We start from the raw sequence: 25,174 nt of genomic DNA on the forward strand, positions 1-25,174 counted from the left end.
GTCGTGCGCAGCAGGTCTGCCGCCAAGCACGGGGCGGCCGCACCTGGTTGGCGACCCGGTCAGCGCAACACGCGAAAGCGCACCTGCGTCCATGCGCCATCGCTGGCCATTGCGGTGAGCGTGTGCAAACCCACTTCTTCGAAATCGCGCTGAAACCCTTGTCTTCCGGTGGTTTGCGCAATCCAGCGGCCATCCAGCAGCCAATCGATTCGCGCCTCGCTGCCCAGCGCACGTAACTGCAACCGCACCGGGTGCGCGGCGTCGTTGGCCCGCGCAAGCGTGGCGCGGTCGCTCAAGCCGTCGATGCGTAGCACCCCGCCACCGGTCATGCGCCCGTCCGGCATGCAATCGTCAGCCAACGGCGGCAGTTGTGCGGCGGCGCGTTCGGATGTACTGAGCCAGGGCGAGACCAACGCTGGCCAACGCGCCACCGCGCGCGGTGCACGCGCATGCGGTTGGCTGCATTCCTGCGACAACCGCTGACCGCTGCGCGCATCGGCCTCGAAGCGCACCTGCCCGCTTTGCCAAAGGCGCGCATCGCGCTCGGCAAAGGTGGGTGGCACCGCACCGTCGAGTGCATATGCATCGGCACGACGTGCGCACAGAGCCGGTGGCGTCTGATCGGCAGCGCCGCCCAGCGGCCAGCAGATGTCGATTGCCTGCACCGAGGACGGCATCGGCAATGGCGCACTGTCGCCAGCACTGCGGGGCAAAGCATCGATGACTTCGAACATCAACGGCAATGCGGTGACCGCACCGTATTGGCCCGGCAACGGGGTGCCGTCCGGCCGTCCTACCCAGACGCCGACGGTGTAACGCCGCGTTCCGCCAATGGCCCATGCATCGCGGTAGCCGTAACTGGTGCCGGTCTTCCACGCCACGCCTGGGCGTGCAGTAGTGTCGAAAGTACCGCTGCCGTATCCGGGCCGCGGATTACTTTGCAAGATTTCGCGCACGATCCACGCTGCACCCGGCGACATCAGGCGCCGATCAATGCGCGCGTCATCCGGCGTATAGCGCACACGTCCGGCAATGCCGCCGCGATTGAGCGCGGCGAACGCGCCCACCAACTCCTGCAACTGTGCGCCAGTGCCGCCCAGTATCAAGGCCAGCGACGGCGTGCTGCCGGAGGGGAAATGCAGCGCAATCCCGGCATTGGACAGTCGCGCAGCAAAGCGCGCCGGGCCAATGCGATCAAGCAGATCCACCGCCGGTACGTTCAACGACAGCCGCAACGCCGTGGCCGCGCTCACCGGGCCGTTGAACGCCGCATCGAAGTTGCCGGGCCGGTAGTCGCCAAAGCTCTGCGGCGCATCCACCAGCAGGCTTTCGGAATGGATCAGGCCATCGTCCAGCGCCATGCCATACAGGAAGGGCTTGAGCGTGGAGCCGGGCGAGCGCCATGCCTGCACCATGTCGACATGACCCAGGCGCTTGCGGTCGCCGAAACTGGCCGAGCCCACATAGGCGCGCGCCTCCATGGTGGCGTTGTCCACCACCAACAATGCCGCGGAAGTGCGCTCCGGCAGCTGCGAAAAATACGTGGACACGCGCTCTTCCAGCGTGCGCTGTAATTCCACATCCAGCGTGGTGACGATACGCGCCGCACGCGGCTGCGCACTGTGCAGGCGCTGCGCCAGCAAGGCCGCATGCAACGGTGGTTTGAGCGAGCGGGTGACCACCGGTTCGATGCGCGCATCGTCCACCTGCGCGGCTTCGGGATGACGGTCCGGGCGCAACCGGCTGGGCGACTGCGGCAATACCGCCAGCAACGCGGCCTCGGCGTGCGACAAGGCCCTGGCCGGCTTGCCCAGATACGCCCAGCTGGCCGCCTCCACCCCTTCGATGGTGCCGCCATAGGGCGCACGCTCCAGATACAGCATCAGAATCTCGTGCTTGCTCAGGTGCGCTTCCAGCTGCAACGCGCGCAACAATTGCTTGGCCTTGCCCCACGGTGTGCGCGTATGCGGGTCCAGGATGCGTGCCACCTGCATGGTCAGTGTGGAGCCGCCGGACACGATGTGGCCCTGCCCGATCCACTGCCCACCGGCACGCAGCAGACCCCAGGGATTGACGCCCGGGTGACGCCAGAACCAGCGGTCTTCGTAGTTCAGCAGCGCCTGCAAATACAGCGGCGAGACGCTCTGCGGCGTGGCGGGATAGCGCCATACGCCATGACGGTCGGCGAATGCACGCAACGGCGTGCCGTCGCGCGCAACCACCAACGTGGAGGTATCGCGGGACTTGGGCAACGGCAATGGAAAAGCCAGATCGAGCAGCAGCATGACGCTCAGCAAGGCCGCCGCACTCAAGCGCAGCCACCGCAGCCAGCGGCGTCGGTTGCGGGCCTGATGGTTCGGCGCTTGCGGGCGCGGCTGCGTGCGGTCCATCCCTGTTGGTGCCTGCGGCTGTTCATCCATTGCGCAAAGCATGCAAGGCAAAACGCGTTTCGGCCACTCCTACGCGGCTCGGGCCTGGCGTATCGGCAGCGCGATCAGCCGCACAGCCAGCCGGACAAGCGACGGGCGCAAGGCCAGGCACAGCCCGTGAGCGACATGCGGACCTGCCTGCGCGCAACCGTCTGATCCTACCTGTGGCCACCGCATGCAGGTGACTGCGATGATCAGCCGCTCACGCCGAAGGCGCGGCCGGCGCACTTCGGCAGCAGCACGCATTGGCGGCAGCTGGTGGCGATGCCCACGTGCGCACTTCGGTAGACGTTATGTCTCGTCCGTCGAGTTGTCTGGTGCACAGCGCGCCGTGCCAGACCTGGTTGCCGCCGCTTGGGACGGCGGCCTAGTTGCTTCCGCTCAGCGCTTTTCCAACGTGGCGCGGTAGCGCAACAAGGCTTCCGGTGCATCGGTCTGGATGATCGACACACCGTCGCGGTACATCCGGCCCCAGACCTTGTCAGGGTCGCGCTCGGCGTCCGCATCGCCGCCATAGCCGGCAATGAAGCCTTCCCATAACGAATTGACCATCAGCCGCACGTTGTGCGCCTTGCTCACCGCTGCCAGGGCCGGCAATTGCGCGGCAGTCATCTTGGGTAACTCGAATGCCATCGGACGCGCATTGCGCGTCTGTGCCGTTGCAATGGCCGCAAGATCGGCATTGCCATGCGCGTTGATCAGGATCGGGAAGAAGTACACGGTGTTGAAGGGCGGCATCACAGCCAGTGGCGCGGTAGAAATACCGGCTTCGGCCTTGACGATCACCTGATGCTGCATGCCGGCGCGTGCGACCGCCTCGATCACCTGCACGTAGATCGCGTCTTTGACATCCAGGTTGAGCAGGATGTGCCCCTTGGCCTTGGCCAGCATCTGCTCGAGCGTGACCACGCGCTGGTCGGTCAGCGGTGCCTGTGCACCGCCTTCGTCGCTGCGCAGGCGTAGCTTCTGCAGATCGGCCAGGGTCAACTCGGAGAGCTTGCCGGTGCCATCGGTGGTGCGGTCCACGGTGGCGTCATGCAGCATCACCAGGCTGCCGTCGGCGGCACGCCGCACATCGGTTTCCATCACATCGGCGCCGATGGCGATGCAGCGCTCCAACGCCGCCAGCGAATTTTCCGGCGCGGTCTCGGTGAAGCCATGCTGTGGCGCGGCGGCATGACATCCGCGGTGCGCCACCACGACGAGGCCGCCCTGCGGGTTGGTCAGGCGCGCCTGGATCGCGGCCACGCCTGTCGGTGCGGCACTTGCTGCAGTGGTCACGACTGTGCACAGCACGGCGGCGAGGACGGCAATGGGGCGTGATGTCATCGAACAACTCCAAGCAGATGTTTGCAAACGGTAGCGCGGCGGACCGGCGTTGCCGCGTCGCACACGCGGCTGAAATTAAGCGGGTGGACGGCAGGCATCGATTTCAGGATGGCAGGCTCCGCCACCTCTTGCCCGGCTGACCTCACAACGTGGGCGTGAACCGCAGACCCACCCAATAGGTGGTGGGCACCGAGTAACTGTCCTTGAGCAGATTCTGCCCGGGGCCGGTCACGCTGGTGATGCGGCTGTGGGTGATGTTGCTGACCTGGCCGATCAGGCTCAACTGCTTGCTCACCGCATAGGTGGCGGTGAAATCCAGTTGCGAACGCGGCGACCAATACAGGTCCTGCCAGGCGATATTGCTGACGACCGCGCGCAGCGCCTTGCCTTGTCGGTTGTAGGCCGCACGCAGTTCCAGCCCACCGGTGTTGTAGAACAGCGTCGCGTTGGCGGTGTAATCGGGCTGACCGACCAGATTGTCGAGCGTGCGCTCGCGCTGGGTCAGGCTGCTGCCGCTACCGACGCTGTAAGGCACGTCCAGGCTGCCATCGAGCAATGCGAGGTTTGCGCTGAAACCGACGCCGCTCAACCACGGCGCGACCGGCCCTAACGTGTTGACGATGCCGTTGAACTCCACACCACGGATGCGCGCCTTGGCGGCATTGGCCGGTGTGCTGATCAACGCATTCGCATACGTGGTGCCGTCGAAGGTGAAGCTATCGGTGCGCGAGAGCGTGAAGATCTCGTCCTGGATATGTTTGTCGAAGACGGCAGCGGATGCGAACGCATCGAAATCGCCGGGAAGGCGCCATTCCAGCGACAGGTCCAGGTTGTTGGATACGCGCGGCTTGATGTCGGGGTTGCCGATGGTGACGGTGACGCCCTGCGCATTCGGGTTGCCGGCGTCTGTCGTATTGACAAAGCCGATGGAGGTGCGCGCCGCATAGGCGTCGTACGGCGGGCGGCCCAACGTGCGGCTTGCACCGGCACGCAGATCCAGCGCATCGGTCAGGTGATAGGTCATCACCGCCGAAGGCAGCAGATAGTCGTAATCCGCACTGGTCGGGTTATCGACGTACACGTAGTGATTGGTTGCCGCATCCAGCTGCCGCTGGCGGCCCACCGTGTCGAGCTTGGTGCTGTCGAAATGCACACCGGCCTGCGCGTTCAAGCGATCGCTGCGATAGCTGACCAAGCCATAGCTGCCGAAGATTTTTTCGGTATGCGTGAAATTATCCTGGTTGCTGAAGGCCTGCTGGTCGGTGCTGTTGAATGCGCTCAACGGCGTGGCCGCCAGCACGCGATTGGCCTTGTTCGGGTCGATGCTCAGCAGGTTCAAACCGGCATAGCGCATCGGCGCCCTGCCGGTGCCTACCACGTCGGCCAGGCCGAACGCCGGCGCCGTCGTATTGGGCTGATACTCGACGCGATAGATCTCATAGGACGGCTTGTCGGTGGTATACGACACGCCTGCCGCAAAACCGATGCCTTGATCGCTTTCGCCTTGGTTGAAACCGTAATCGAGCCGACCGGTGAGGATGCGGTCGGACGCGGTGCGTTTATAGTCCGGGCGCCAGTACGACAGGCTGTAATTGTCCAGGTCGTCATACGCCTGCGGCGACACGCCGAAGCGTTGATCCAGGCCGGAAGTGTCGTAATTGAACGCATAATTGGGCGTGGCATTGATGGTCACGCCACTGCCGGTCTGGCCCACCGGCACCGGTGCCGGACGCGTGATGCCGGTGGCGTACTTGATCATGCGAATCGGCTCGTCATAGGTCGCATCCGACCACGCGCCACGCGCGGAAAGCTGTTGGCGATCGGTGGGCCGCCAGATCGTTCCCAGCTGCGCCACCTTGGTACGCGTGGTGACGATCTGGTTCGAATAGCCCACCTCGATGTCGCCACCGGGATAACTGCCGGAGGTTGCGGTTTGATTGAAGACCTGGCCACGGTTGCGCGGGTCGATGATGACCTCGTTGCGCTCCATGTCGTCCTTGAAATAGTAGTAGCCGGCCATGGCGTAGGCTTCGAGCGCCGCACTGGGCCGCATCTCGAACTTGCCGGTGAGGCCATAACGGTCGCGCTGATCTTGCACGTACCAGTATTTATCCTGCTGCGGCACCGCCCAGCCATTGCCGAGATTGTCGCCGGTCTGCAACACACCGCTGTTGTCGTAGAACCCGTAGTGCACCGTGTCGGTGGTCATATGGGTTTCGGTGTAGCTGCTCAGCGTTTGATAGTTGGCAGACACGGTGAGACCGTACTGCTGCTCGCTACCGAAGGTGCGGCTGCCGGTGGCGTTGACGCGATAGCCCGGATCGTCCTGATCGCGCGGCTTGCCCACATCGTTGGCGTGGCCTAGCGCCGCCTCGGCGCTGAAGAACGGCTTGCCGCCGTTTTCGAACGCGCTGCGGGTTTTCAGGTTGATCGCACCGCCGGTGGCGTTGGGGTCCAGGTCGGGCGTGAAGGTCTTGACCACCTGCAATTCGCTGACCATCGAGGCCGGCAACAGATCCAGGCGCACACCGCGGGTGATCGAACCGAGCGTGCCGTTCGGTGTACCGGGCGAGGCGATGGTGAGCCCGTCGATGGTGACGTTGTTGTATGACGGCCCCAGGCCACGCAATACCGGCGTGGCCGCTTCATCGCGCGGATGCTCGTTGTCGGTGGCAGGCAAGACGGACAAGCCCGGCACGCGCCGCAATGCCTCAACGATGGTGCTGTCGGGCAAGGCACGCACGTCGGTGGCGCTGATCACATCGGTGATATTGGTGGCCGCACGCTTGCTTTCCACCGCAGCCGCGTTGGCGCGGCGCACGCCGGTGACCTGCATGGCATCGAGGGTTTGTACGCCGGTTTTGGCGATGTCTGCGGCAGTTGCATCTCTGCTAGGTGCGTCGCTGTTGGGTGCGTCGCTCGGCGAGGCTGCGGTCGCGAGGCCAGAGAGTTTTTCAAAGGCTGACGCTGTCTCGACAGGTCGCTGGCTTTCGTTGGATGAAGCACCGGCTGGGCGCATCGATGACGCCAGGCGCGCGGAGTCGGATGAGGTAGCGACACTTTGAGCCTGCACGCCAGGCGAGCATGCTGCGATGGCCACAGCGAGAACGGACAGGTGCATACGGTACGGATCGAAGCGCTGCATGGAATCCCGTAAGTCGCGCAGCAATCATGCTGCGCTGATGAGAAAGCACGCCACCGTAGAGCGTAAAAATGACCTTTGCGTGTCGCTACCATCGCACCGAAAAGACAAGGCGCAGCGATATCGCTGCATGCGAAGCAAGCACTCAGCGGCTACCGGGAAACATCGCAAGCACGCTGCAAAAGCCCCTCTACTTGCGGGAGAGGGGTTGGGGTGAGGGTACGGGCGAAGCCACTCATGCCATGCCAACGGCACCAGGCTTCGCTCGTCCCCTCATCCGCCCCTGGCAGGGCCCCTTCTCCCGACGGAGAAGAGCGAACGCGTCACCTTACGGCTGCACCACCGTCATCGTGGCTGGCGTGCTGCGCCCCACACCACGCAGCTCCGGCCGGTACATGTCTTCCACCAGCGAGGGCGGCACCGTGTAGGTCCCCGGGGTGACGGCACGCACCAGGTAGTACACCTGCGCCTTGCTGCCCGAAGACAGCGCCAGCGCGGCCACATAGCGGTCGTCGCGGAACTCTTCGTGCTTGACGTCGGCGGCGCTGGACCGCTCGCTGATGCCAATGCCGTCCACCACCACGTCGGCCCATTGCTTGGCATCGCCGAGATTGAAATTCTCGATTTCCAAACCGGCCGGCAACAGGTCGGTGAGCAAGGCGTCGGGCATGCTGGTGTTGGCAGTGATGCTGACGCGCACGATCAACGCTTCGCCTTCCTTGAGTGGACGCGGGGTCCACGGCTTGCCGTCGGTGGTGTACCAGCTGCGCTCCACGCTGAGATTGCGCGTGTCCGGTTCCGGTGCGCTGCGCGGAATGCCGGCCACTTCCAGGCTGGCGTACATCGGCGCCTCGCCTTGTGGCGCGAACTGCACGCCGCGCGCCAGGGCGGCACTGTCGAAACTGCGCCCGAACACGCGTGCCGGTGCGATCTGCTGTACCTGGTCGCCCACCGTCAAGCTGCCGGACACCTGCTTGCCCTGCCCGGCCATCAACGCCTTGCCCAACCGCGCAAGCGCCACTTGCTCCTGCGTGCTCAGCCACAACCAACCGGTCGCACGACGTGCATCCAGCGCGCGGCCCAGGGCCACCGCGCGGGTGTCGTACTCGGGCTTGGACAAACCGCGTTCGTGCAGCAACGCCATCATCAACGCGTCGTCGCGGATCGCGCTGCCGTAATCGCCGAAGTACGGCGGACGCTCGCTGCTGTCCTTGGCAAACCCGGCCTTGATCGCCGCATCGCCACGCTTGGTATCGCCCTGCAGCGACAAGGCGATGCCCAGATGCACCAGCGACAGGCCCGTCAGCGCCTTGTCGCGCTGGTTGTCGTACAGCGCGCGCAGCGTGCCCAGCGGCGCGCGGTTGACGCGTGCCAGTACGTAGCCGGACCAGGCCTGATTGGCGAACTTCAAGTTGTCGCGACGGTCCTGCCCATAGAACTCGTTGCCACCAGACAACAGATCTTCGCTCAGGCGATTGAGCGCCTTCTGCAGCACCGTGTCGGGCACCGCAAAACCGGCGTCCTTGGCGTCGAGCAGGAATTCGGCAATGTATGGGGTCAGGCCCGGATTGACGTGGCCATCGTCGCCCCACATCGAAAAATGCCCGCTGGCGATCTGCATCGACGCCAGACGCCCGAACGCGCCTTCCATGCGCTCGCGGCGCTTGGCCGCCTCCAGCCCCTTGGTGCCGAGCGTTCTGGCGGTGGCATCGTCGAGCAGCAGCGCCGCATAGCCCTTGCTGGTGGTCTGCTCGGCGCAGCCGTACGGATACTCCAACGCGCCCTGCAATGCGCTGGCGAACGGAATCGGCGGCAACGCGCTGACCACCATGCGCGCGGTCACCGACCCAGCCATCAGGCCATCGGCAAAGCCGCTGTCCAGGGTGATCGGCGCCAGCGGGTCGAGCACGCGGGTCTGTGCCCGCAACACCTGTGGCCAGCCGGCGCGCACCGGCAGCTCGTAGCTGCGGTCGGCCTTGAAGCCATTGCCATCCACGCGCACGCGCACCTTGGCAACGCTATAGCCTTCGGTGGCGCTCAGCGGGAAGCTCAGCGTCTGCTTGGCGTCCACGCCGAGCTTGACGCTGCGCGACGCCTCGCCGATGGCGAGCGGGCCAATGCCCTCCACACGCACGTTGAATTCGCCCGGCTTGCCGGTGAAGTTCTGCACGTCCAGCGTCACCGTGCTGCGGTCGCCCGGTGCCATCACGCGCGGCATGCTGGCTTCGGCCAGGATCGGCGCACGCACGATGGTTTCCATATCGCGGTTGCCGTAACGGGTATCCGAGTACACCAACGCCGACACGCGCAAGGTGCCGTTGAAATCCGGCACCGGCAGTTGCACGCGCGCATTGCCCTTTGCGTCGAGTTTTACCGAGCCGGAAAACAGGTCAACCGTCTGCACGCGCGCGGTCGGGCGCTTGGCCTGCGGCAAGGCTTCCAGCGCCATGTCGCCGCCGAACTTCAGCTTGCCGCTGGCGCCTTCGAAACTTTCGATCACACGCCCATAGATGTCGTACGCATCGGTCCCCAGACGACGCTGCGCGAAGAACTGTGCGTTGGCATCGGGCACCGGGAAACGGGTGATGTTGAGGATGCCCACGTCCACTGCCGAAATGGTCACGTGCGCGGCCTTGCCCGCCAGTTCGGGCACGCTCACCGTCACCGGCAACGGCTGCTCGGGCCGCATCTGCTTGGGCGCGGACAAGCCCACCGCCACCCGCCGCGCCTTGCGGTCCATCGGCACATAGGCCACGCCCACCGCGCGTGCCGGGGTGATCTTGCTGGGCGCACTGCCGCCGCGGAAGACCAGTGCGGTGACATACACATCGTGGCGCTCCCACGCCTCGGTCACCGGAATCTCGAAGCTGCTGCCGGGCTTGACGTCGATGTCCTGCACGTACAACAGCTTGTCGCTTTCCACCAGCAGCACGCCCTTGCCGGCATGCGGCGGGGTCAGCGTGACCTTGAGCGTGTCGCCGGCGCGGTAGCCGGTCTTGTCCAGCGCCAGCTTGACCTTGTCCGGGCGCGCATCCAGGCCACGGTTTTCTTCGTTCCAGCTCCAGCCGGCGCGGAACGGGTAACGCGTGGTCAGCCCGCTCGCCGGGTCGAATACGTCCAGGCGGTACTCGCCCCACTCCACCGGGAAATCGATCTTGGCATTGACGCTGCCCACATCCAGCGTGCGCGTGTCCTTGTTTTCGAAGCGACGGGTGAAGTCGTAATCCCAGTGGTTGTCGGTGTAGTTCCAGTGGTAATCGCGCAGCTCGCGCACCAGCGTGACCTTCAGGCCCTTGGCCGGCTGCGGCTTGCCATCGGCATCCACGCGGGTCACTTCGAAGCGCGCCGTCCCATTGGCATCGGCGCCGTCGGCGTCGTCGAACAACGGGCGCACGCCGACCAGGGCCTTGGCCGGCCACAGCACGCGCTTGAGGGTGCGGGTGACCGTGCGCCCGCCGGTTTCGTACACGCTGCCGGAGACGACCGCGGCAATCGTGCTGACCGGCTTGGCCTCGTCCGGCAATGCGATGTCTTCGCGCAGGATGCCGTCGCCACCGAATTCGGTGTCGATCACATCCCTGGCTTCGCGCGGCAGCTCCAGCGTGGGGTCGCCGAAGAACCAGCCGGGCAACGCTTCGAGCGGATGCTGCTCGACGCTCACTGCCAGCTTGGCGGTGAAACGGTTGCCAGCGGCCGGTGCGCCGTACAGATACGCGGCATTGGCCACCAGCTTGAACGGCTGGCCGGCGCTCAAGGTCTTTTGCGTGCTGTCCAGGTCCAGCTTCATGCGCTCGGGCAGGAACTCTTCCACGCGCACGGTCATGCCCTGCACGGCATCCTTGCTGGCCGGATCGGTGCGAAATTCCACCTGCCAACGGCCGGTCGGTGCGTCGGCCGGGATCTGCTGGGCGAATTCGAAGTAGCCCTGCTCGCCCGGCAGCAGTTTGGTCTCGCGGAAGGTCTTGCCGTCCGGCTGCTTCAGACGCAGGAACACCGGTTGCGGCTTGGTCGGCTTGCCGTCGTTGTCGCGCAGGATCGCCGAGACGCGCATGGTCTCGCCGGGGCGATACAGATCGCGACCGGCCCAGGCGAACACATCGAACCACGCGCCCTGGCGCCCGGCCACGGCGAACTCGCTCAGATCCAGTGCGGGCTGGTTGAACGGCAGCAGCGTAATGTCGGTCTTGCTGCGTGCGGTCAGCACATGGCCGGCGTCGAGCGTGTAGTTGAGCAGCGCATTGCCGTTACCGTCGGTCGCCCCTTTCAGGAACAACTCGCCCTTGGCATCGAGGATGCGCAGCTCCACGTTCTTGACCGGCTCGCCGCTCTGCAACGAGGCGGTGTGGACGAACAACTTGTCCTTGTAGGCGCGCGTATGCAGGCCGATGTCGCTGACGGTAAAGAACGCGGTGTCGAATTCGTTCTCGAAACTGCCGGCGCGCTTCATCACCGCGAAATACAAACCCGGTTCCTGCAGCTCCTTGATGTCCTGCGTCGGCAGGTAGGTCAGCACACGCTCGTTCTGCTTGCCGCCAAGGATGAAGCGATTGACGTAGACCGGGTCGGCCAGCTTGGACAACGGCTGGTTGCCGCTGTATTCGCTCTCCAGATCCCAGCTGCCACGGCGCCCGCCACGCTGGAACTGCTGGAAGAACGCCGGCAGCGACTTCTCGCGCACGCGCAGGAACTCGACGTCCACTTCCGGCACGTTCACCGACACCACCGGCAGGCCACGGCTCTCGCGCGCCGGCAGCACGCTGCCCTGCGAAGCGAACCCGGCCACAGGCTTGAGTTCGCCGGTGTAGACCTTTTGCTTGAGTGGCTTGCCCAGGCGGCTGCCGTCGGCGGCCAGCAGGTTGGCGTCGACCAGGACGGTGTAGTCCTTGGCCGCTTCGACGTACGGGTAGCGCAGCGTCTTGCCGTCCTCGGACAGCGTCCAGCTACTGTCGCCCGTGCCCACCTTTTCTTCGAAGCGCACCAGCGCATCGAAATCCTGCGTGCCGACCAGTGGCCGCGAGAATTCCAGTGCCAGCGACAGGCCGTCGCTGGTCTGGTCGGGATAGGCACGCGCCAGCGCGAAACCGGTGATGGCCTGCTTTTCGGCCTTGATCGCCTCGCCACTGGCGGCGGGTAGCTGACCGCTTTCGTTGCGCTTGCACGCCACCGCGCCGATCGCCACGGCCAGCAACACCGCCCACAGCACAACCCGCCGCGTGCCCGACCGCATCATCCGTGATCCCTGGCTGTCCATTCGTGCTACTCGCAATGTGAGAACGCAAGTATAACGACGCTGCGCATCTGGCTGATGGCGCCGATGCGACGACGTGGCTGCTTGCCGATGGGCGGCAAGCGTGCGCTGCTGGCGAGCGATGCGATGGCAGACTGGCGGTGAGCGCAGTGGTCTGGTAACCGCGCTTGGAGCGACCGCCGAACCACGTCATGCCGCCTGGCGCAGGCAGCTGGACTGCGACTTGCCTGCAGGGCCTCGCTCGTTCTGTCATCGCGTCCATCGAATGCCAAACAATCGATCCACGGCAGCACGCGAGCGAAGTGACCCGCTTTCAGTTGGTCAGCAGCCAACTGTTTAGCGCGGTGCCCTCACCGCCTGCGGGACCGATGGACGGGTTCACGGCGTGTCCCGTGATCGGTGAGGGCACCGCGCTGTCGACCAACCCGGCTTTTGGCTAGATCACAAAGAGCTGCAAAGAAGCACTCGCCGCGGGATCAGGCATGACTCTTTGTGTTCCTCATTCTCCGTGCAACTCCAACAACGCACGCATGTACATCTCGATCAGCGCCGGCTTGTCCACGTGCAAACAGGCCTGCACATTGGGCGCACCAGCCCCTTCGCGGGTATAGCCTTGCGCATCCACGTCCAGATGCAACGGCGTGGTCGGGCACAGCGCCGGGCGTAGCAACCAGGCCACCGGCACCACATCGAACAACGTGGGCGTGGCACTGGCCCAGGGCTGGTCGGTGTTGCGCCACTGGTAGTACAGCTGCGTGAGCGCATCGGTCAGCCCGTCGCCATGCGCAAACAGTGCGATGCGCTCGGGTTCTTCCAGGGTGATCTGCGTGGCATCCAGTGGCAACAGCACGATTGGCACACCAGATGAGAACACGCGCTGCGCTGCCGGCACATCGGCCAGGATGTTGTACTCCGGCGCCGGCGCACTGGCCGGACGATACGCAGACTTGCCATAACCCACCCGCACCGATCCGCCCATCGCCACCACACGCTTGAGCTTGGCAAAGCCGGCCGGGTCACGTTGCTGCGCCAGCGCCGCATCGGTCATCGGCCCCAATACCATCAAGGTGACCTCGCCCGGATGCTGGCGCGCCTGCTGCAGGATCATCGCGGCCGCATCCGGCAGTGCCGCCGGCAACTGCCCCTTGGCCGCCCAGCGCGCCTGGCTGAAGGCGATGGTGCTGGTGGTACGCGCGCCCGCTGCCAGCGGAATCTCGCTGCGCCCGGCCTGCTGCAACAACCGCTGCAGCAACTGCGCACGCAACGCGGTGTCGCCCCATGCCGATGCGATGCCCAGCACCTGCAACTGCGGGCGACGCAGCAATAGCCCTAACGCGAAGGCATCGTCGATATCGTCGCCAACGTCGGTAGACACCACCACTTTCTCGGCCTGCACCGATGCCAGCGTGGATTGCACGGCCGCGGCCGACTGCTGCGCCCCCGCGGTTGTCGCCACGCACCACATCGCCATCGCTACCCACGCGCGTTGCCAGGTCCGCTGCATCTGCCCACTCCTGCTGCCATAAAAAAAACCGCCGGCATGATCGCCGGCGGTTCGATAGTGCTCCACCAAAACGCCGATCAGAAGTTGGCGCGGAACTGCGCACCCACGATGCGCGGGTCGTTGATGAAGCCGGTGAGGTTGTTGAAGTCGATCGCACCGGTCACGCGGATCTGATTGGTGCAGTTGCGGCAGAACACCGACAACTCGTACGCACCCGCGCCCCAGTTGTAGCCGATCTTGGCGCCACCTTCGACCAGCGGCTGGCCGGTGAATTCCTTGGAATCGTACAGGAAGAAGTTCACTTCACTGCGGTACGACCAGTCCGTGTAGAAGAACAGCTCGCCGTCGTTGCCCATCGGAATGCCGTAACGCAGGGTGGCGTTGGCCATCCACTTGGCTGCCTGCGGCAGGTCGTTGCCGTCGATCACCGCACGGCCGGCCGCGTTGATCGGGTCGGTGACCGTGCAGGTACGGCAGATGCCCACCGACAGGTTCGGGTCGTCGATGCGGGTCCAGTTGTAGGCGCCGCCGGCGGTGACGCGCAGGTTCTGGGTGAGCAAGGCTTCGAAATCGAACTCCGCGCCGCGGGCCTTGGTCTTGTCGGCATTGAGCAGGCGGATGTCGTTGGACGCGCCACCCACCGCCGTGAGCTGCTGGTTCTTCACGCGGAAATCGTAGATGTCAAAGCTCAGGCGCGCGCGGTTGTCGAACAGGTCCGACTTGATGCCGACCTCGAACGAGTCCACCGTCTCCGGCTCGGCCACGGTCAGCGGCGCGGTGCCCGACGGCACGCCGAAGCTGGCGCCGCGGAAACCGCGTGCGGCACGTGCGTACACATTGACGGCGTCGTTGATGGAGAAGGTGGCCGCCAGATCGCCGGTGACCTTGGAGTTGTCGGTCTCGCCGCTGGACGGTTCGACCAGCGTGACGCGGTCCAGCGCCAGCACGTCGAAGGTTTTCTTGTCGTAGGTGTAGCGGATGCCGGCGCGCAGGCTCAACCGATCGGTGGCCGCGTAGTTCAACGAGCCGAACGCCGCCCAGGAGGTATTGCGCTGGCGGGTCAGCTGATAGCTGGCCAGATCACCGCCGCTGAGGGTGTTGTAGGTGTAGTTTTCGCCTTCCACATCGTCGTGGAAGTAGTACAGTCCTGCCTGCCAGTTGAGCGGGCCGTCGTACTGCGATTCGGCGCGCACTTCCTGGCTGTACTGGTCCAGGCTCTTGATGCCGCCGGCGGTTTCCACCGGGAACGGAATCACGCCCGGGCCCGACGGCGGCGCGAACACCGCGCCGAAGCCACCGTCGATATCGCCGCGGCTGTAGTACTTGCCGATCCCTTCGTAGGCGGTGATCGAGTGCAGCGCGATGTCGCCCAGGTCCCAGGTCAGGTTGGCGCTGCCGCCGTAGGTCTGCAGTTCCTGGCGGTTGGCACCGTCGATGAAGGATTTTTCCGCATCGAAGCCATCCACCAGCTGATTGGTACCGGGCTGGATGATGTTGGCGCGGAACAGGCGCGCGGTGCCGTCCAGATGGCGCGCATGCGCATTGAACAATGCGCTGAAGTCGTCGCTGGCCTGGTACAGCAGCTGCAGGCGCACGGCCGAATCGGTATAGCCTTCCAGGTCGCGGCCGTCGCGGTTTTCCACCCAATCGTCGCGGCGCTGGCCCAGGGTCGACAGACGCGCTGCCCAATGGTCGCCCATCGCGATGCTCAGGCCGCTTTCCAGGGTCATGGTGCCGTAGGTGCCGTACGACAGGCTGGCGTAGCCGTCATTGGCGCCGATGGTCGGCTTGACCGAATTGAACTTGACCACGCCTGCCGGCGTGTTGCGGCCGAACAGCGTGCCTTGCGGGCCGCGCAGCACTTCCAGGCCTTCCAGATCGAAGATCGGGAAGCCCTTCAGGAAGGCGTTTTCCTGCACCACGTCGTCATAGATCAACGACACCGGCTGCGAGGCGTAGGTGTTGAAGTCCGTATTGCCGTAGCCGCGGATGTACACGCGCGGAAACACACGGCCGTTGGACGATTCGATGTTCAGGCTGGGCGCCTTGCCGGCCAGCACGCGGATGTCCGAACCGCTGGTGGAGATGGCGTCCAGGAACTCCGGGCGCAATACCGAGGCGGAGACCGGCACGTCCTTGGAGTCTTCCGAACGCCGCTCGACCGTGACCTTGACCGCATCCAGACGCACGACGCCGTCGTCGCCGGGCGTCTGCTGGGCAGCGGCATGGAGCGGAAGAAGGGAAACGACGGCAACGGCAAGCGCGCTGATCTTGAGCGACCGGCTGGCGGACATGGGAAGAACTCCGGATTCTGGTGGCGGGGCGGCCCGGCCTGCGTGCCGCGGTGCAACAGAATTAACACGATTTACACAATTATGGCAGGGCGCGTGCGAAAAAGTTTCCATAATTCGAAATAGCGTTCGAATTAATGCAACACGGCAGTGCGTTTTACACGATGGCGAAAACGGAGGCTCGTTAGCGACGCTGGCCACGCTGCCATTTACTGCGCTGTGGTGGCCAGCGCCAATCACTTGGGGGCGCAACAACATCGATCAATGGCATCGGGAATGACCATCCAGCGTGGACACACGCCGGACTGAAACGCAGATGTTCCGGGTTCTACGCGTATGCCTGGAAGAGCCGATGCGGAGCAGATCCGGCTAATGCGGGCAGCGCGACGCCGGCTCCGCATCGCCACCAGGCGTGCCCGACCGACGCGATGCACATCTCGCACACCAGCACCGATGAAGCGCCTCGCACGCCAGGCATGTGTCGCCTGCATCCACGCGCGCCAACACCCTGCGCAGGCCTATCCAACCTCGGCAACAGGCGCCGGCACCCTGACCCACCCCTCCATCAACACCCGCGCACTGCGGCTCATCAGCGCCTTGGTCACCTGCCACTGGCCCTCGACCAGCTGCGCCTGCGCGCCGACGCGCAAGGTGCCGGATGGATGCCCGAAGCGCACCGCCGAGCGCGCCGCACCGCCGGCAGCCAGATTGACCAGCGTGCCCGGCACGGCTGCAGCGGTGCCGATCGCCACTGCTGCAGTGCCCATCATCGCGTGATGCAATTTGCCCATCGACATCGCACGCACCAGCAGATCGATTTCGGCCGCGTGCACCGGCTTGCCGCTGGACGCGGTGTAGTCGGCCGGCGGTGCCACGAAGGCGACCTTGGGCGTGTGTTGCCGTGTCGCGGCGTCTTCCACCTTCGCAATCAAACCCATCCGCACCGCACCGTGCGCGCGCAATGTCTCGAACATGGTCAAGGCGCGCGGGTCGCCATTGATGGCGTCCTGCAGCTCGGCCCCGGTGTAGCCCAGGTCGCGCGCGTTGACGAAGATGGTGGGAATGCCCGCATTGATCAGCGTGGCATCGAGCGTGCCCAGCCCGGGAATTTCCAGTTGATCGATGACGTTGCCGGTGGGAAACATCGCCCCGCCCTCGCCTTCGGCATCGTCGGCCGGGTCGAGAAATTCCAGCTGCACTTCGGCTGCTGGAAAGGTCACGCCGTCCAGTTCAAAGTCGCCGGTTTCCTGCACCAGCCCATCGGCCATCGGCACATGCGCCACAATCGTCTTGCCGATATTGGCCTGCCAGATGCGCACCGTGGCTACGCCATCGCGTGGCACGCGTGCGGGATCGATCAAACCGCCGGCGATGGCGAATGGTCCCACCGCCGCCGACAGATTGCCGCAGTTGCCGCTCCAATCCACGAACGCGCTGTCGATGGACACCTGCCCGAACAGGTAGTCCACATCATGCCCATCGCGCGTGCTGGCCGACACGATCACGCTCTTGCTGGTGCTGGAAGTAGCACCGCCCATGCCATCGATCTGCTTGGCATACGGATCCGGGCTGCCGATCACCCGCAACAACAGCGCATCGCGTGCAGCGCCCGGTTGCTGCGCGGCCGCGGGCAGATCCTGCAGACGGAAAAACACGCCTTTGCTGGTACCGCCGCGCATGTAGGTGGCGGGGATGCGGAGTTGGGGAGCGAATGCCATGCATGTTCCTTGGAAACGACGTGCGGACGTGATGTCAATGATTTTGCCTAATGCATCTGTACGGCCTGGTCAAGCGTCACCATGACAGTCGCAGGCACGCCTTGCTGCTCAGGTCATAGCGGCAGTTGCGTCTGCTCCGGCATGAGCCCCTCAGGTCGCAATGGCCAAGATCCGATGGGTCCATAGCGATACGGTCGCCCACCGCCTTCAACCAACAGCACCTCGGTGGCGTGCCAGATGATGGGCACGATTGGCTGGTTGAGCTTACCGGGCGCTGCATAGCTGATCGTTACGTGCGGCGTGTGTCCGCCCCCAACATGCAGGCCTTCCGCACGCAGGGCTGCTGCGATGGCAGCCTGCAATGCAACGAAGGCAAATGGCGTGCCCTCTGCCCGGAATGCCCAATGCACCGGGTCGGTTCCGCCACTGGTGATCCTGTTCAAGCAGAACGTCACTGCCTGAGCATCGAGACGATCGCCCGCGCGCAGCATTGCGGCACGCGCAGCCGACCCTTCAAACCGATCCGAAACCGACTGATGCCAGTTGCCTGGATCGAAGTACGCGTCCGCAAGCATTGCATCCAGGCGGTGTGCGGCCACGACACCGGCCATCGCTTCAAGCACCTGCGGTGGCGGCTTGAGCATGAAGATCAATCGCGAAGAATCGGCCATGGTGCTGCCCTATGCGGCCCTGTTTGCCTCAAGAAAGTCCTGCGCAAACCGCTGCAAGACGCCACCGGCTTCGTAAATCGACACTTCCTCTGCAGTATCCAGGCGGCAAGTCACCGGCACCTGCAGTTGCTCGCCATTGCGCCGGTGGATCGACAACGTCAGCGTGGCGCCGGGCGTGCGCTCACCCACCACGTCGAAGGTTTCGCTGCCATCGATGCCCAGGGTCTTGCGATCGGTGCCCGGCTTGAACTCCAGCGGCAGCACGCCCATGCCGATCAGGTTGGTGCGGTGAATCCGCTCGAAGCCTTCGGCGACGATCACCTCCACACCGGCCAGCCGCACGCCCTTGGCCGCCCAGTCGCGCGAAGACCCCTGCCCGTAATCGGCGCCAGCGATGACGATCAGCGGCTGCTTGCGCGTCATGTAGGTTTCGATCGCCTCCCACATGCGCAGCACCTGGCCTTCCGGCTCCAGCCGCGCCAGCGAGCCGGCCTTGACCTGCCCATCGACCACCGCCATTTCGTTGATCAATTTGGGGTTGGCGAACGTGGCGCGCTGTGCGGTGAGATGGTCGCCGCGATGGGTGGCGTAGGAATTGAAGTCCTCCTCCGGCACGCCCATCTGCGCCAGATATTGCCCGGCCGCACTGCCGGCCATGATCGCGTTCGACGGCGACAAGTGGTCGGTGGTGATGTTGTCGCCCAGCACGGCCAACGGGCGCATGCCGCGTAGCGTGCGCGCACCGGCCAACGCGCCTTCCCAATACGGCGGACGCCGAATATACGTACTGGTCGGGCGCCAGTCGTACAGCGGGTTCACGCTGATCCCCTGCCTCACGCTGCGCTTGAACATCGGGTCGTATACGCTGCGGAAGTGTTCCGGCTTGACGCTGCGCGCCACCACCGCGTCGATCTCGGCATCGCTCGGCCACAGGTCCTTGAGCGTGACCGGCACGCCGGCGGCGTCGATGCCCAACACATCCTTCTCGATATCGAAGCGCACCGTGCCGGCAATGGCGTAGGCAATCACCAGCGGCGGCGAGGCGAGGAACGCCTGCTTGGCATACGGATGGATGCGCCCGTCGAAATTGCGGTTGCCCGAAAGCACCGCCGTGGCATACAGATCGCGATCGATGATTTCCTGCTGGATCGCAGGATCCAGCGCCCCGCTCATGCCATTGCAGGTGGTGCAGGCAAACGCCACGATGCCGAAGCCCAACTGCTCCAGCTCGCCCAGTAAGCCGGCCTCTTCCAGGTACAGCTGCACGGCCTTGGACCCCGGCGCCAGCGAGCTCTTCACCCACGGCTTGCGGGTCAATCCGCGTGCATTGGCGTTGCGCGCCAGCAAGCCGGCAGCGATGACATTGCGCGGGTTGGAGGTATTGGTGCACGAGGTGATCGCTGCGATGATCACTGCGCCATCGGGCATCTGCCCCGGCACCTGCTCCCACGCACCGGCAATCCCACGATCCGCCAGCTCGGTAGTGGCCACGCGTTTGTGCGGATTGGATGGCCCAGCCATGTTGCGTACCACGCTGGCCAGATCGAACTGCAGCACGCGCTCGTACTGCGCGGTGGCCAGATCGTCTGCCCATAGGCCGGTATGCCGCGCATAGGTCTCCACCAACGCGACCTGCGCATCGTCGCGACCGGTCAAGCGCAGGTAATCGATGGTTTGCTGGTCGATGTAGAACATCGCCGCCGTCGCACCGAATTCCGGCGTCATGTTGGAAATGGTCGCGCGGTCGCCGATGGTCAGTGCGCGTGCGCCATCGCCATAAAACTCGAGATACGCGCCGACCACGCGCTGCGCGCGCAGGAATTCGGTCAATGCCAGCACGATGTCGGTGGCGGTGATGCCCGGCGCCGGCCGGCCGGTCAGTTCCACGCCGACGATGTCCGGCAGGCGCATCCACGAGGCGCGCCCCAGCATCACGTTTTCCGCTTCCAACCCGCCAACGCCAACCGCGATCACGCCCAGCGCATCCACGTGCGGCGTATGGCTGTCGGTGCCCACGCACGTATCCGGAAACGCCACCCCGTCCAGCGTGTAGATCACCGGCGACATTTTCTCCAGATTGATCTGGTGCATGATCCCGTTCCCCGGCGGAATGACTTCCATGTTCTCGAACGCACGCTTGGTCCATTCGATGAAGTGGAAGCGATCGGCATTACGCCGATCTTCCACGCTGCGATTCTTGGCGAACGCCTGCTTGTCGAAGCCGGCGTATTCCACTGCCAGCGAGTGATCCACGATCAACTGCACCGGCACCACCGGATTGACCTGCGCCGGGTCGCCGCCTTGCTCGGCAATGGCATCGCGCAAGCCCGCAAGATCCACCAGTGCGGTCTGGCCCAGGATGTCGTGACACACCACCCGTGCCGGAAACCACGGGAAATCCAGATCGCGCTTGCGCTCGATCAATTGCCGCAGGTACGCCTCCAACAGTTGTGGCTCTGCCCGCCGCACCAGGTTCTCCGCATGCACGCGTGCGGTGTATGGCAAGGTTGCATACGCACCGGGCTGCAGCGCATCGACGGCGGCGCGTGCATCGAAGTAATCCAACGAGGTGCCCGGCAAGGGCTTGCGGTACTGGCTATTCATGGCTGGCGATATCGAAGCGGGCGGGGGGAATCGGGAATCGGACTTGGCGTTGCAGAGGTTTGCAGGTCTTGCTGCTGACCTGGCTTGCGAGGTCCGATCGCCTTCATGGAAGGCGACCGAAGCCCAGAAATCAGCGGCTGCGCAAAGCGTCCTCAGCTGCGCTGATCCAGCGGCACGAACACCTGATCTTCCGGCCCGGTGTAATTGGCCGAGGGGCGAATGATCTTGCCGTCCATGCGCTGCTCGATGATGTGCGCGCTCCAGCCGGCTGTGCGCGCCAGCACGAACAAGGGGGTGAACATCGCCGTCGGCACGCCCATCATGTGGTAGCTCACCGCACTGAACCAATCCAGGTTCGGGAACATCTTCTTGATGTCCCACATCACGCTCTCCAAACGCTCGGCGATGTCGTACATCTTGCGGCTGCCCTGCTCATCGGACAGCTCGCGCGCCACCTCCTTGATCACCTTGTTGCGCGGGTCCGACACCGTGTACACCGGATGTCCAAAGCCAATCACCACTTCCTTGCGTTCCACCCGCGCCTTGATATCGGCTTCTGCTTCGTCCGGGGCGTCGTAGCGCTTCTGCACTTCGAACGCCACTTCGTTGGCGCCGCCATGCTTGGGGCCACGCAGCGCACCGATGCCGCCGGCGATGGCGCTGTACATATCGCTGCCGGTCCCGGCAATCACGCGGCTCGCAAAGGTGGATGCATTGAATTCGTGCTCGGCATACAGGATCAGGCTGGTATGCATCGCGCGCACCCACGAATCCTTGGGTGCAAAGCCGTGCAGCAGGTGCAGGAAATGGCCGCCGATGGAATCGTCGTCGGTCTCCACCTCGATGCGCTTGCCGTTGTGGCTGTAGTGATACCAGTACAGCAGCATCGAACCGAGCGAGGCCATCAGTTTGTCGGCGATGTCGCGCGCACCCGGGTGGTTATGGTCGTCTTTTTCCGGCTGCAGGCAGCCCAGCACCGACACGCCGGTGCGCATCACATCCATCGGATGCGCCGACGGCGGCAACTGTTCCAGCGCAGTTTTCACCGCTGCCGGCACACCGCGCAGCGAGCGCAGCTTGGCCTTGTAACCGCGCAGCTCGCCGCTGTTGGGCAGCTTGCCGTGCACCAGCAGGTACGCGATTTCTTCGAACTCGCTGGTGGTGGCCAGATCGAGAATGTCGTAACCGCGGTAATGCAGATCGTTACCGCTGCGCCCCACCGTGCACAGGGCCGTGTTACCGGCGGCAGTGCCGGACAGGGCAACGGACTTTTTCGGCTTGAAACCAGCAGTAGCAGTGTCGTTCATGCGATGAGCTCCCAAACTGTGTGGTGTCGCGGTGTGGCGTGCGAGGTGGCAATGAGATGATCAGCAGCGCGCAATCATGCGCCTTTGCGCGCAAACAACGCATCCAGGCGCTGCTCGTAATCGTGATAGCCGATGCGTTCGTACAGCTCTTCGCGCGTCTGCATGCTGTCCAGCACGCCCTGCTGATGACCGTCGTGCCGAATCGCGGTATAGACCGCCTCGGCCGCCTTGTTGGCTGCGCGAAATGCCGACAGCGGAAACAGCTGGATCGCCACGCCAGCCTGCGCCAGCTGGTCGCGCGTAAACAACGGGGTCTTGCCGAACTCGGTAATGTTGGCCAGCACCGGCACGCCTACCGCATCGACGAAGCGCTTATAGGTGTCCAGGTCGTAGGCAGCTTCGGCGAAGATGCCGTCCGCACCCGCTTCCACGCAGGCGATGGCGCGTTCGATCGCCGCATCCACGCCTTCCATCTGGATTGCATCGGTGCGCGCAATCAGGAAGAACGCCGCATCGGTCTTGGCATCGGCCGCGGCCTTGACCCGATCCACCATCTCGCCCTGGCTCACGATCTCCTTGCCCGGCCGATGACCGCAGCGCTTGGCGCCCACCTGGTCTTCGATATGGCAACCGCCCGCGCCGGCCTTGATCAGCGACTTGATGGTGCGCTCGATATTGAACGCGCTCGGCCCGAAGCCGGTGTCCACGTCCACCAGCAGCGGCAGCTCGCACACGTCGGTGATGCGGCGCACGTCGATCAATACGTCTTCCAGCGTGTTGATGCCCAGGTCCGGCAACCCCAGCGACCCGGCCGCCACGCCGCCGCCGGACAGGTAGATGGCCCGATAGCCGGCGCGCTGGGCCAGCAGCGCATGGTTGGCATTGATCGCGCCGATCACCTGCAGCGGCGATTCGGCAGCCAGTGCAGCGCGAAACCGCGTGCCAGCAGAGGGAGTGGACGAGGACGTCATGGCGGTTCCTTGGATGGGATCCACCGTACAGGCGCAAGCACCATGCCAAGTACAAGTCGTTGATTTGATGACAATCCCACACGCCAATTGTTGCAAAAATGCAACGGCTGATCCACTATGAAACATCATTGAAACGCGACACCGTCATGCGCCCCCCTGCCCCTCCGGAAACCGCAGACGCCTCCTTGCCCATCATCTGGACCGTCAGCGTCTCGCGCCTGACCGGCCTGCTGGCCGATGTCATCCCCGAGTTCGACCAGCGCGCGCGCATCGAGCAGATCAACCTCGGCTTTGCCGAAGCGGTCGAGGTCATCGGCCAGCGCCTGCGCCGCGAGCGCTGCGACGCGCTGGTGGCCGGCGGATCCAATGCGGCGTACCTGCGCAGCCGGCTCGCGCTGCCCTTGGCGCCCATCCAGGCCACCGGGTTCGATCTGATGGAAGCGCTGGCGCGTGCGCGCCGCATTGCGCCACGCATCGGCGTGGTCACCCACGCCACCGATGTGCCGTCGTTCCGCGCGTTTCAGCACAGCTTCGATCTGGAGATCGAACACCGCCGTTTCGTCACCGCCGAAGACGCACGCGACTGCATTGCCGATCTGCGCGCCAGCGGCATCCAGGTCATTGTCGGCACCGGCATGGCGATCGATTTCGCCGAGCAGGCCGGGCTGCCTGGCGTGCTGCTGTATTCGGCCGATTCGGTGCGTCATGCGCTGGAACAGGCCATCACGCTGGGCACCGCTCCAAGCATCGATCGCGTCGCCGGCCGTGCCGCCCCGCGCCGCGCACGACGCGCCGACGCCCTGCTGGGCGAAGACGGCGCAATGCGGCGCGTGCGCGAGCTGGTGCAGCTCTACGCACCGCATACCGGCACCGTGTTGATCAGCGGCGACACCGGCACCGGCAAGGAACTGGTCGCACGACAACTGCATGCCGGCAGTCGTCGCCGCGGCCGTTTCGTGGCGATCAACTGTGGCGCCATCAGCGAATCGTTGCTGGAGGCGGAACTGTTCGGCTACAGCGACGGCGCCTTCACCGGTGCACGTCGCGGCGGCCACACCGGCCTGATCGAAGCCGCGCAGGACGGCACGCTGTTCCTCGACGAAATCGGCGAATTGCCCGTGCCGTTGCAGACTCGGCTACTGCGCGTCCTGGAAGAACGTGAAGTAGTGCGTGTCGGCGCAACGGTGCCCGTTGCGATCGACGTGCGCGTGGTCGCCGCCAGCCTGCTGGACCTGCAGCAGTTGGTCGAACAAGGCCGCTTCCGCCGCGACCTGTTCTATCGCCTTGCCGCGCTGCGCATCGCACTGCCTCCGTTGCGCAATCGCCGCAACGACATTGCGTTGTTGCTTGCGCATTATTTCCAGCAACTCGGCAGCATCGCATCGCCGTTATCGCCAGCGGCATTGCAACGCCTGCAACAGCACACCTGGCCCGGCAACGTACGCGAACTGCGCAACCTGGTCGAACGCCTGTGCATTCACTGGAAATCCCAACCGCACGACAGCCTCAGCCTAGAACAACTCGAACGCTGGGCGCCGGAATTATTCGATACGCATTTCGGCAACCACGAAGCACCGCGTGAGCTTGCCGATTTGGCAACCTCTCGCCTGCAGCTCACTGCCACCGCAGTCCGCGCAGCGCTCGACCGCGCCAACGGCAACCGCGCCCTTGCCGCGCAAGCGCTCGGCGTCTCGCGCACCACGCTGTGGCGCTGGATGCAGGCGCAGGCGGTGGCATCGCGTGCATAAGGCAAGCGCGAACTCGCGCGGCTGACCAGGCCACACATAGAGGCGCGGCCTTCCACACTCAGGCGACAATGAATGGCATGCACGCTCGGCGCATGAATGCCCGAGCCACGCTGATCGCGATATGGACGCACTCAGAACGACACGAGGCAGCGATCTGGTGAAACGATCAACTCGCCGACCGCAAACGCCGCGCGCCTTCATCGCATGTCTTT

Annotated in this window: 12 protein-coding genes; 1 reads left to right on the plus strand and 11 read right to left on the minus strand. The window is 64.7% G+C overall.

Features of this window, described 5'->3' with window-relative positions; translation table 11 throughout:
• Positions 1–59: 59 nt before the first annotated feature.
• The 11 genes from pbpC to prpB all read right to left on the minus strand — a co-directional run bounded on the left by pbpC (position 60) and on the right by prpB (position 23,214).
• Entirely contained in the window at positions 60–2,420 is a 2,361-nt protein-coding gene (gene pbpC, locus LN450_RS15265) for a penicillin-binding protein 1C (RefSeq protein ID WP_425510712.1), read from the minus strand.
• Between the two features lie 390 nt (positions 2,421–2,810).
• Positions 2,811–3,758: a glycerophosphodiester phosphodiesterase family protein gene (locus tag LN450_RS15270; RefSeq protein ID WP_039416304.1), complete on the minus strand. Its 948-nt coding sequence runs from the start codon at positions 3,756–3,758 to the stop codon at positions 2,811–2,813.
• Between the two features lie 142 nt (positions 3,759–3,900).
• Entirely contained in the window at positions 3,901–6,903 is a 3,003-nt protein-coding gene (locus tag LN450_RS15275; protein ID WP_011346651.1) for a TonB-dependent receptor, read from the minus strand.
• Positions 6,904–7,228: 325 nt separating this feature from the next.
• A complete protein-coding gene (locus tag LN450_RS15280) occupies positions 7,229–12,130 on the minus strand; it encodes an alpha-2-macroglobulin family protein (RefSeq protein WP_011346650.1) in 4,902 nt (1,633 codons plus the stop codon).
• A gap of 517 nt (positions 12,131–12,647) precedes the next feature.
• On the minus strand, positions 12,648–13,652 hold the full coding sequence (locus LN450_RS15285) for a nucleoside hydrolase (RefSeq protein WP_039416298.1): 1,005 nt from the start codon (positions 13,650–13,652) through the stop codon (positions 12,648–12,650).
• Between the two features lie 77 nt (positions 13,653–13,729).
• The gene (locus LN450_RS15290) at positions 13,730–15,946 is read right to left on the minus strand and encodes a TonB-dependent receptor (protein WP_011346647.1); all 2,217 of its coding nucleotides are present in this window, start codon (positions 15,944–15,946) and stop codon (positions 13,730–13,732) included.
• 515 nt (positions 15,947–16,461) lie between these two features.
• Positions 16,462–17,661 carry a 2-methylaconitate cis-trans isomerase PrpF gene (gene prpF, locus LN450_RS15295; RefSeq protein WP_011346646.1) on the minus strand — a complete coding sequence of 400 codons (1,200 nt, stop codon included), beginning with the start codon at positions 17,659–17,661 and terminating at the stop codon, positions 16,462–16,464.
• 113 nt (positions 17,662–17,774) lie between these two features.
• Positions 17,775–18,332, minus strand: coding sequence for a hypothetical protein (locus LN450_RS15300; protein WP_011346645.1), 558 nt, complete (start codon positions 18,330–18,332; stop codon positions 17,775–17,777).
• A 9-nt stretch (positions 18,333–18,341) separates the two neighbouring features.
• On the minus strand, positions 18,342–20,936 hold the full coding sequence (gene acnD / locus LN450_RS15305; RefSeq protein ID WP_011346644.1) for a Fe/S-dependent 2-methylisocitrate dehydratase AcnD: 2,595 nt from the start codon (positions 20,934–20,936) through the stop codon (positions 18,342–18,344).
• A gap of 152 nt (positions 20,937–21,088) precedes the next feature.
• On the minus strand, positions 21,089–22,243 hold the full coding sequence (gene prpC / locus LN450_RS15310) for a bifunctional 2-methylcitrate synthase/citrate synthase (RefSeq protein ID WP_011346643.1): 1,155 nt from the start codon (positions 22,241–22,243) through the stop codon (positions 21,089–21,091).
• 74 nt (positions 22,244–22,317) lie between these two features.
• On the minus strand, positions 22,318–23,214 hold the full coding sequence (gene prpB, locus LN450_RS15315; protein WP_011346642.1) for a methylisocitrate lyase: 897 nt from the start codon (positions 23,212–23,214) through the stop codon (positions 22,318–22,320).
• A gap of 128 nt (positions 23,215–23,342) precedes the next feature.
• Here prpB and prpR point away from each other — a divergent pair, with 128 nt between their 5' ends.
• A complete protein-coding gene (gene prpR, locus LN450_RS15320; protein ID WP_039416325.1) occupies positions 23,343–24,962 on the plus strand; it encodes a propionate catabolism operon regulatory protein PrpR in 1,620 nt (539 codons plus the stop codon).
• Positions 24,963–25,174: the final 212 nt, after the last annotated feature.

The organism is Xanthomonas euvesicatoria pv. euvesicatoria, assembly GCF_020880415.1.
GTDB classification, from domain to species: domain Bacteria; phylum Pseudomonadota; class Gammaproteobacteria; order Xanthomonadales; family Xanthomonadaceae; genus Xanthomonas; species Xanthomonas euvesicatoria.

Bases quoted from the DNA above. Each gene is read 5' to 3' on its own strand.
- acnD (WP_011346644.1), bottom strand. From the start codon at position 20,936: ATGAATAGCCAGTACCGCAAGCCCTTGCCGGGCACCTCGTTGGATTAC.
- prpB (WP_011346642.1), bottom strand. From the start codon at position 23,214: ATGACGTCCTCGTCCACTCCCTCTGCTGGCACGCGGTTTCGCGCTGCA.
- LN450_RS15270 (WP_039416304.1), bottom strand. From the start codon at position 3,758: ATGACATCACGCCCCATTGCCGTCCTCGCCGCCGTGCTGTGCACAGTC.
- prpC (WP_011346643.1), bottom strand. From the start codon at position 22,243: ATGAACGACACTGCTACTGCTGGTTTCAAGCCGAAAAAGTCCGTTGCC.
- LN450_RS15280 (WP_011346650.1), bottom strand. From the start codon at position 12,130: ATGATGCGGTCGGGCACGCGGCGGGTTGTGCTGTGGGCGGTGTTGCTG.
- prpF (WP_011346646.1), bottom strand. From the start codon at position 17,661: ATGGCATTCGCTCCCCAACTCCGCATCCCCGCCACCTACATGCGCGGC.
- pbpC (WP_425510712.1), bottom strand. From the start codon at position 2,420: ATGGATGAACAGCCGCAGGCACCAACAGGGATGGACCGCACGCAGCCG.
- LN450_RS15300 (WP_011346645.1), bottom strand. From the start codon at position 18,332: ATGGCCGATTCTTCGCGATTGATCTTCATGCTCAAGCCGCCACCGCAG.
- LN450_RS15285 (WP_039416298.1), bottom strand. From the start codon at position 13,652: ATGCAGCGGACCTGGCAACGCGCGTGGGTAGCGATGGCGATGTGGTGC.
- LN450_RS15275 (WP_011346651.1), bottom strand. From the start codon at position 6,903: ATGCAGCGCTTCGATCCGTACCGTATGCACCTGTCCGTTCTCGCTGTG.
- LN450_RS15290 (WP_011346647.1), bottom strand. From the start codon at position 15,946: ATGTCCGCCAGCCGGTCGCTCAAGATCAGCGCGCTTGCCGTTGCCGTC.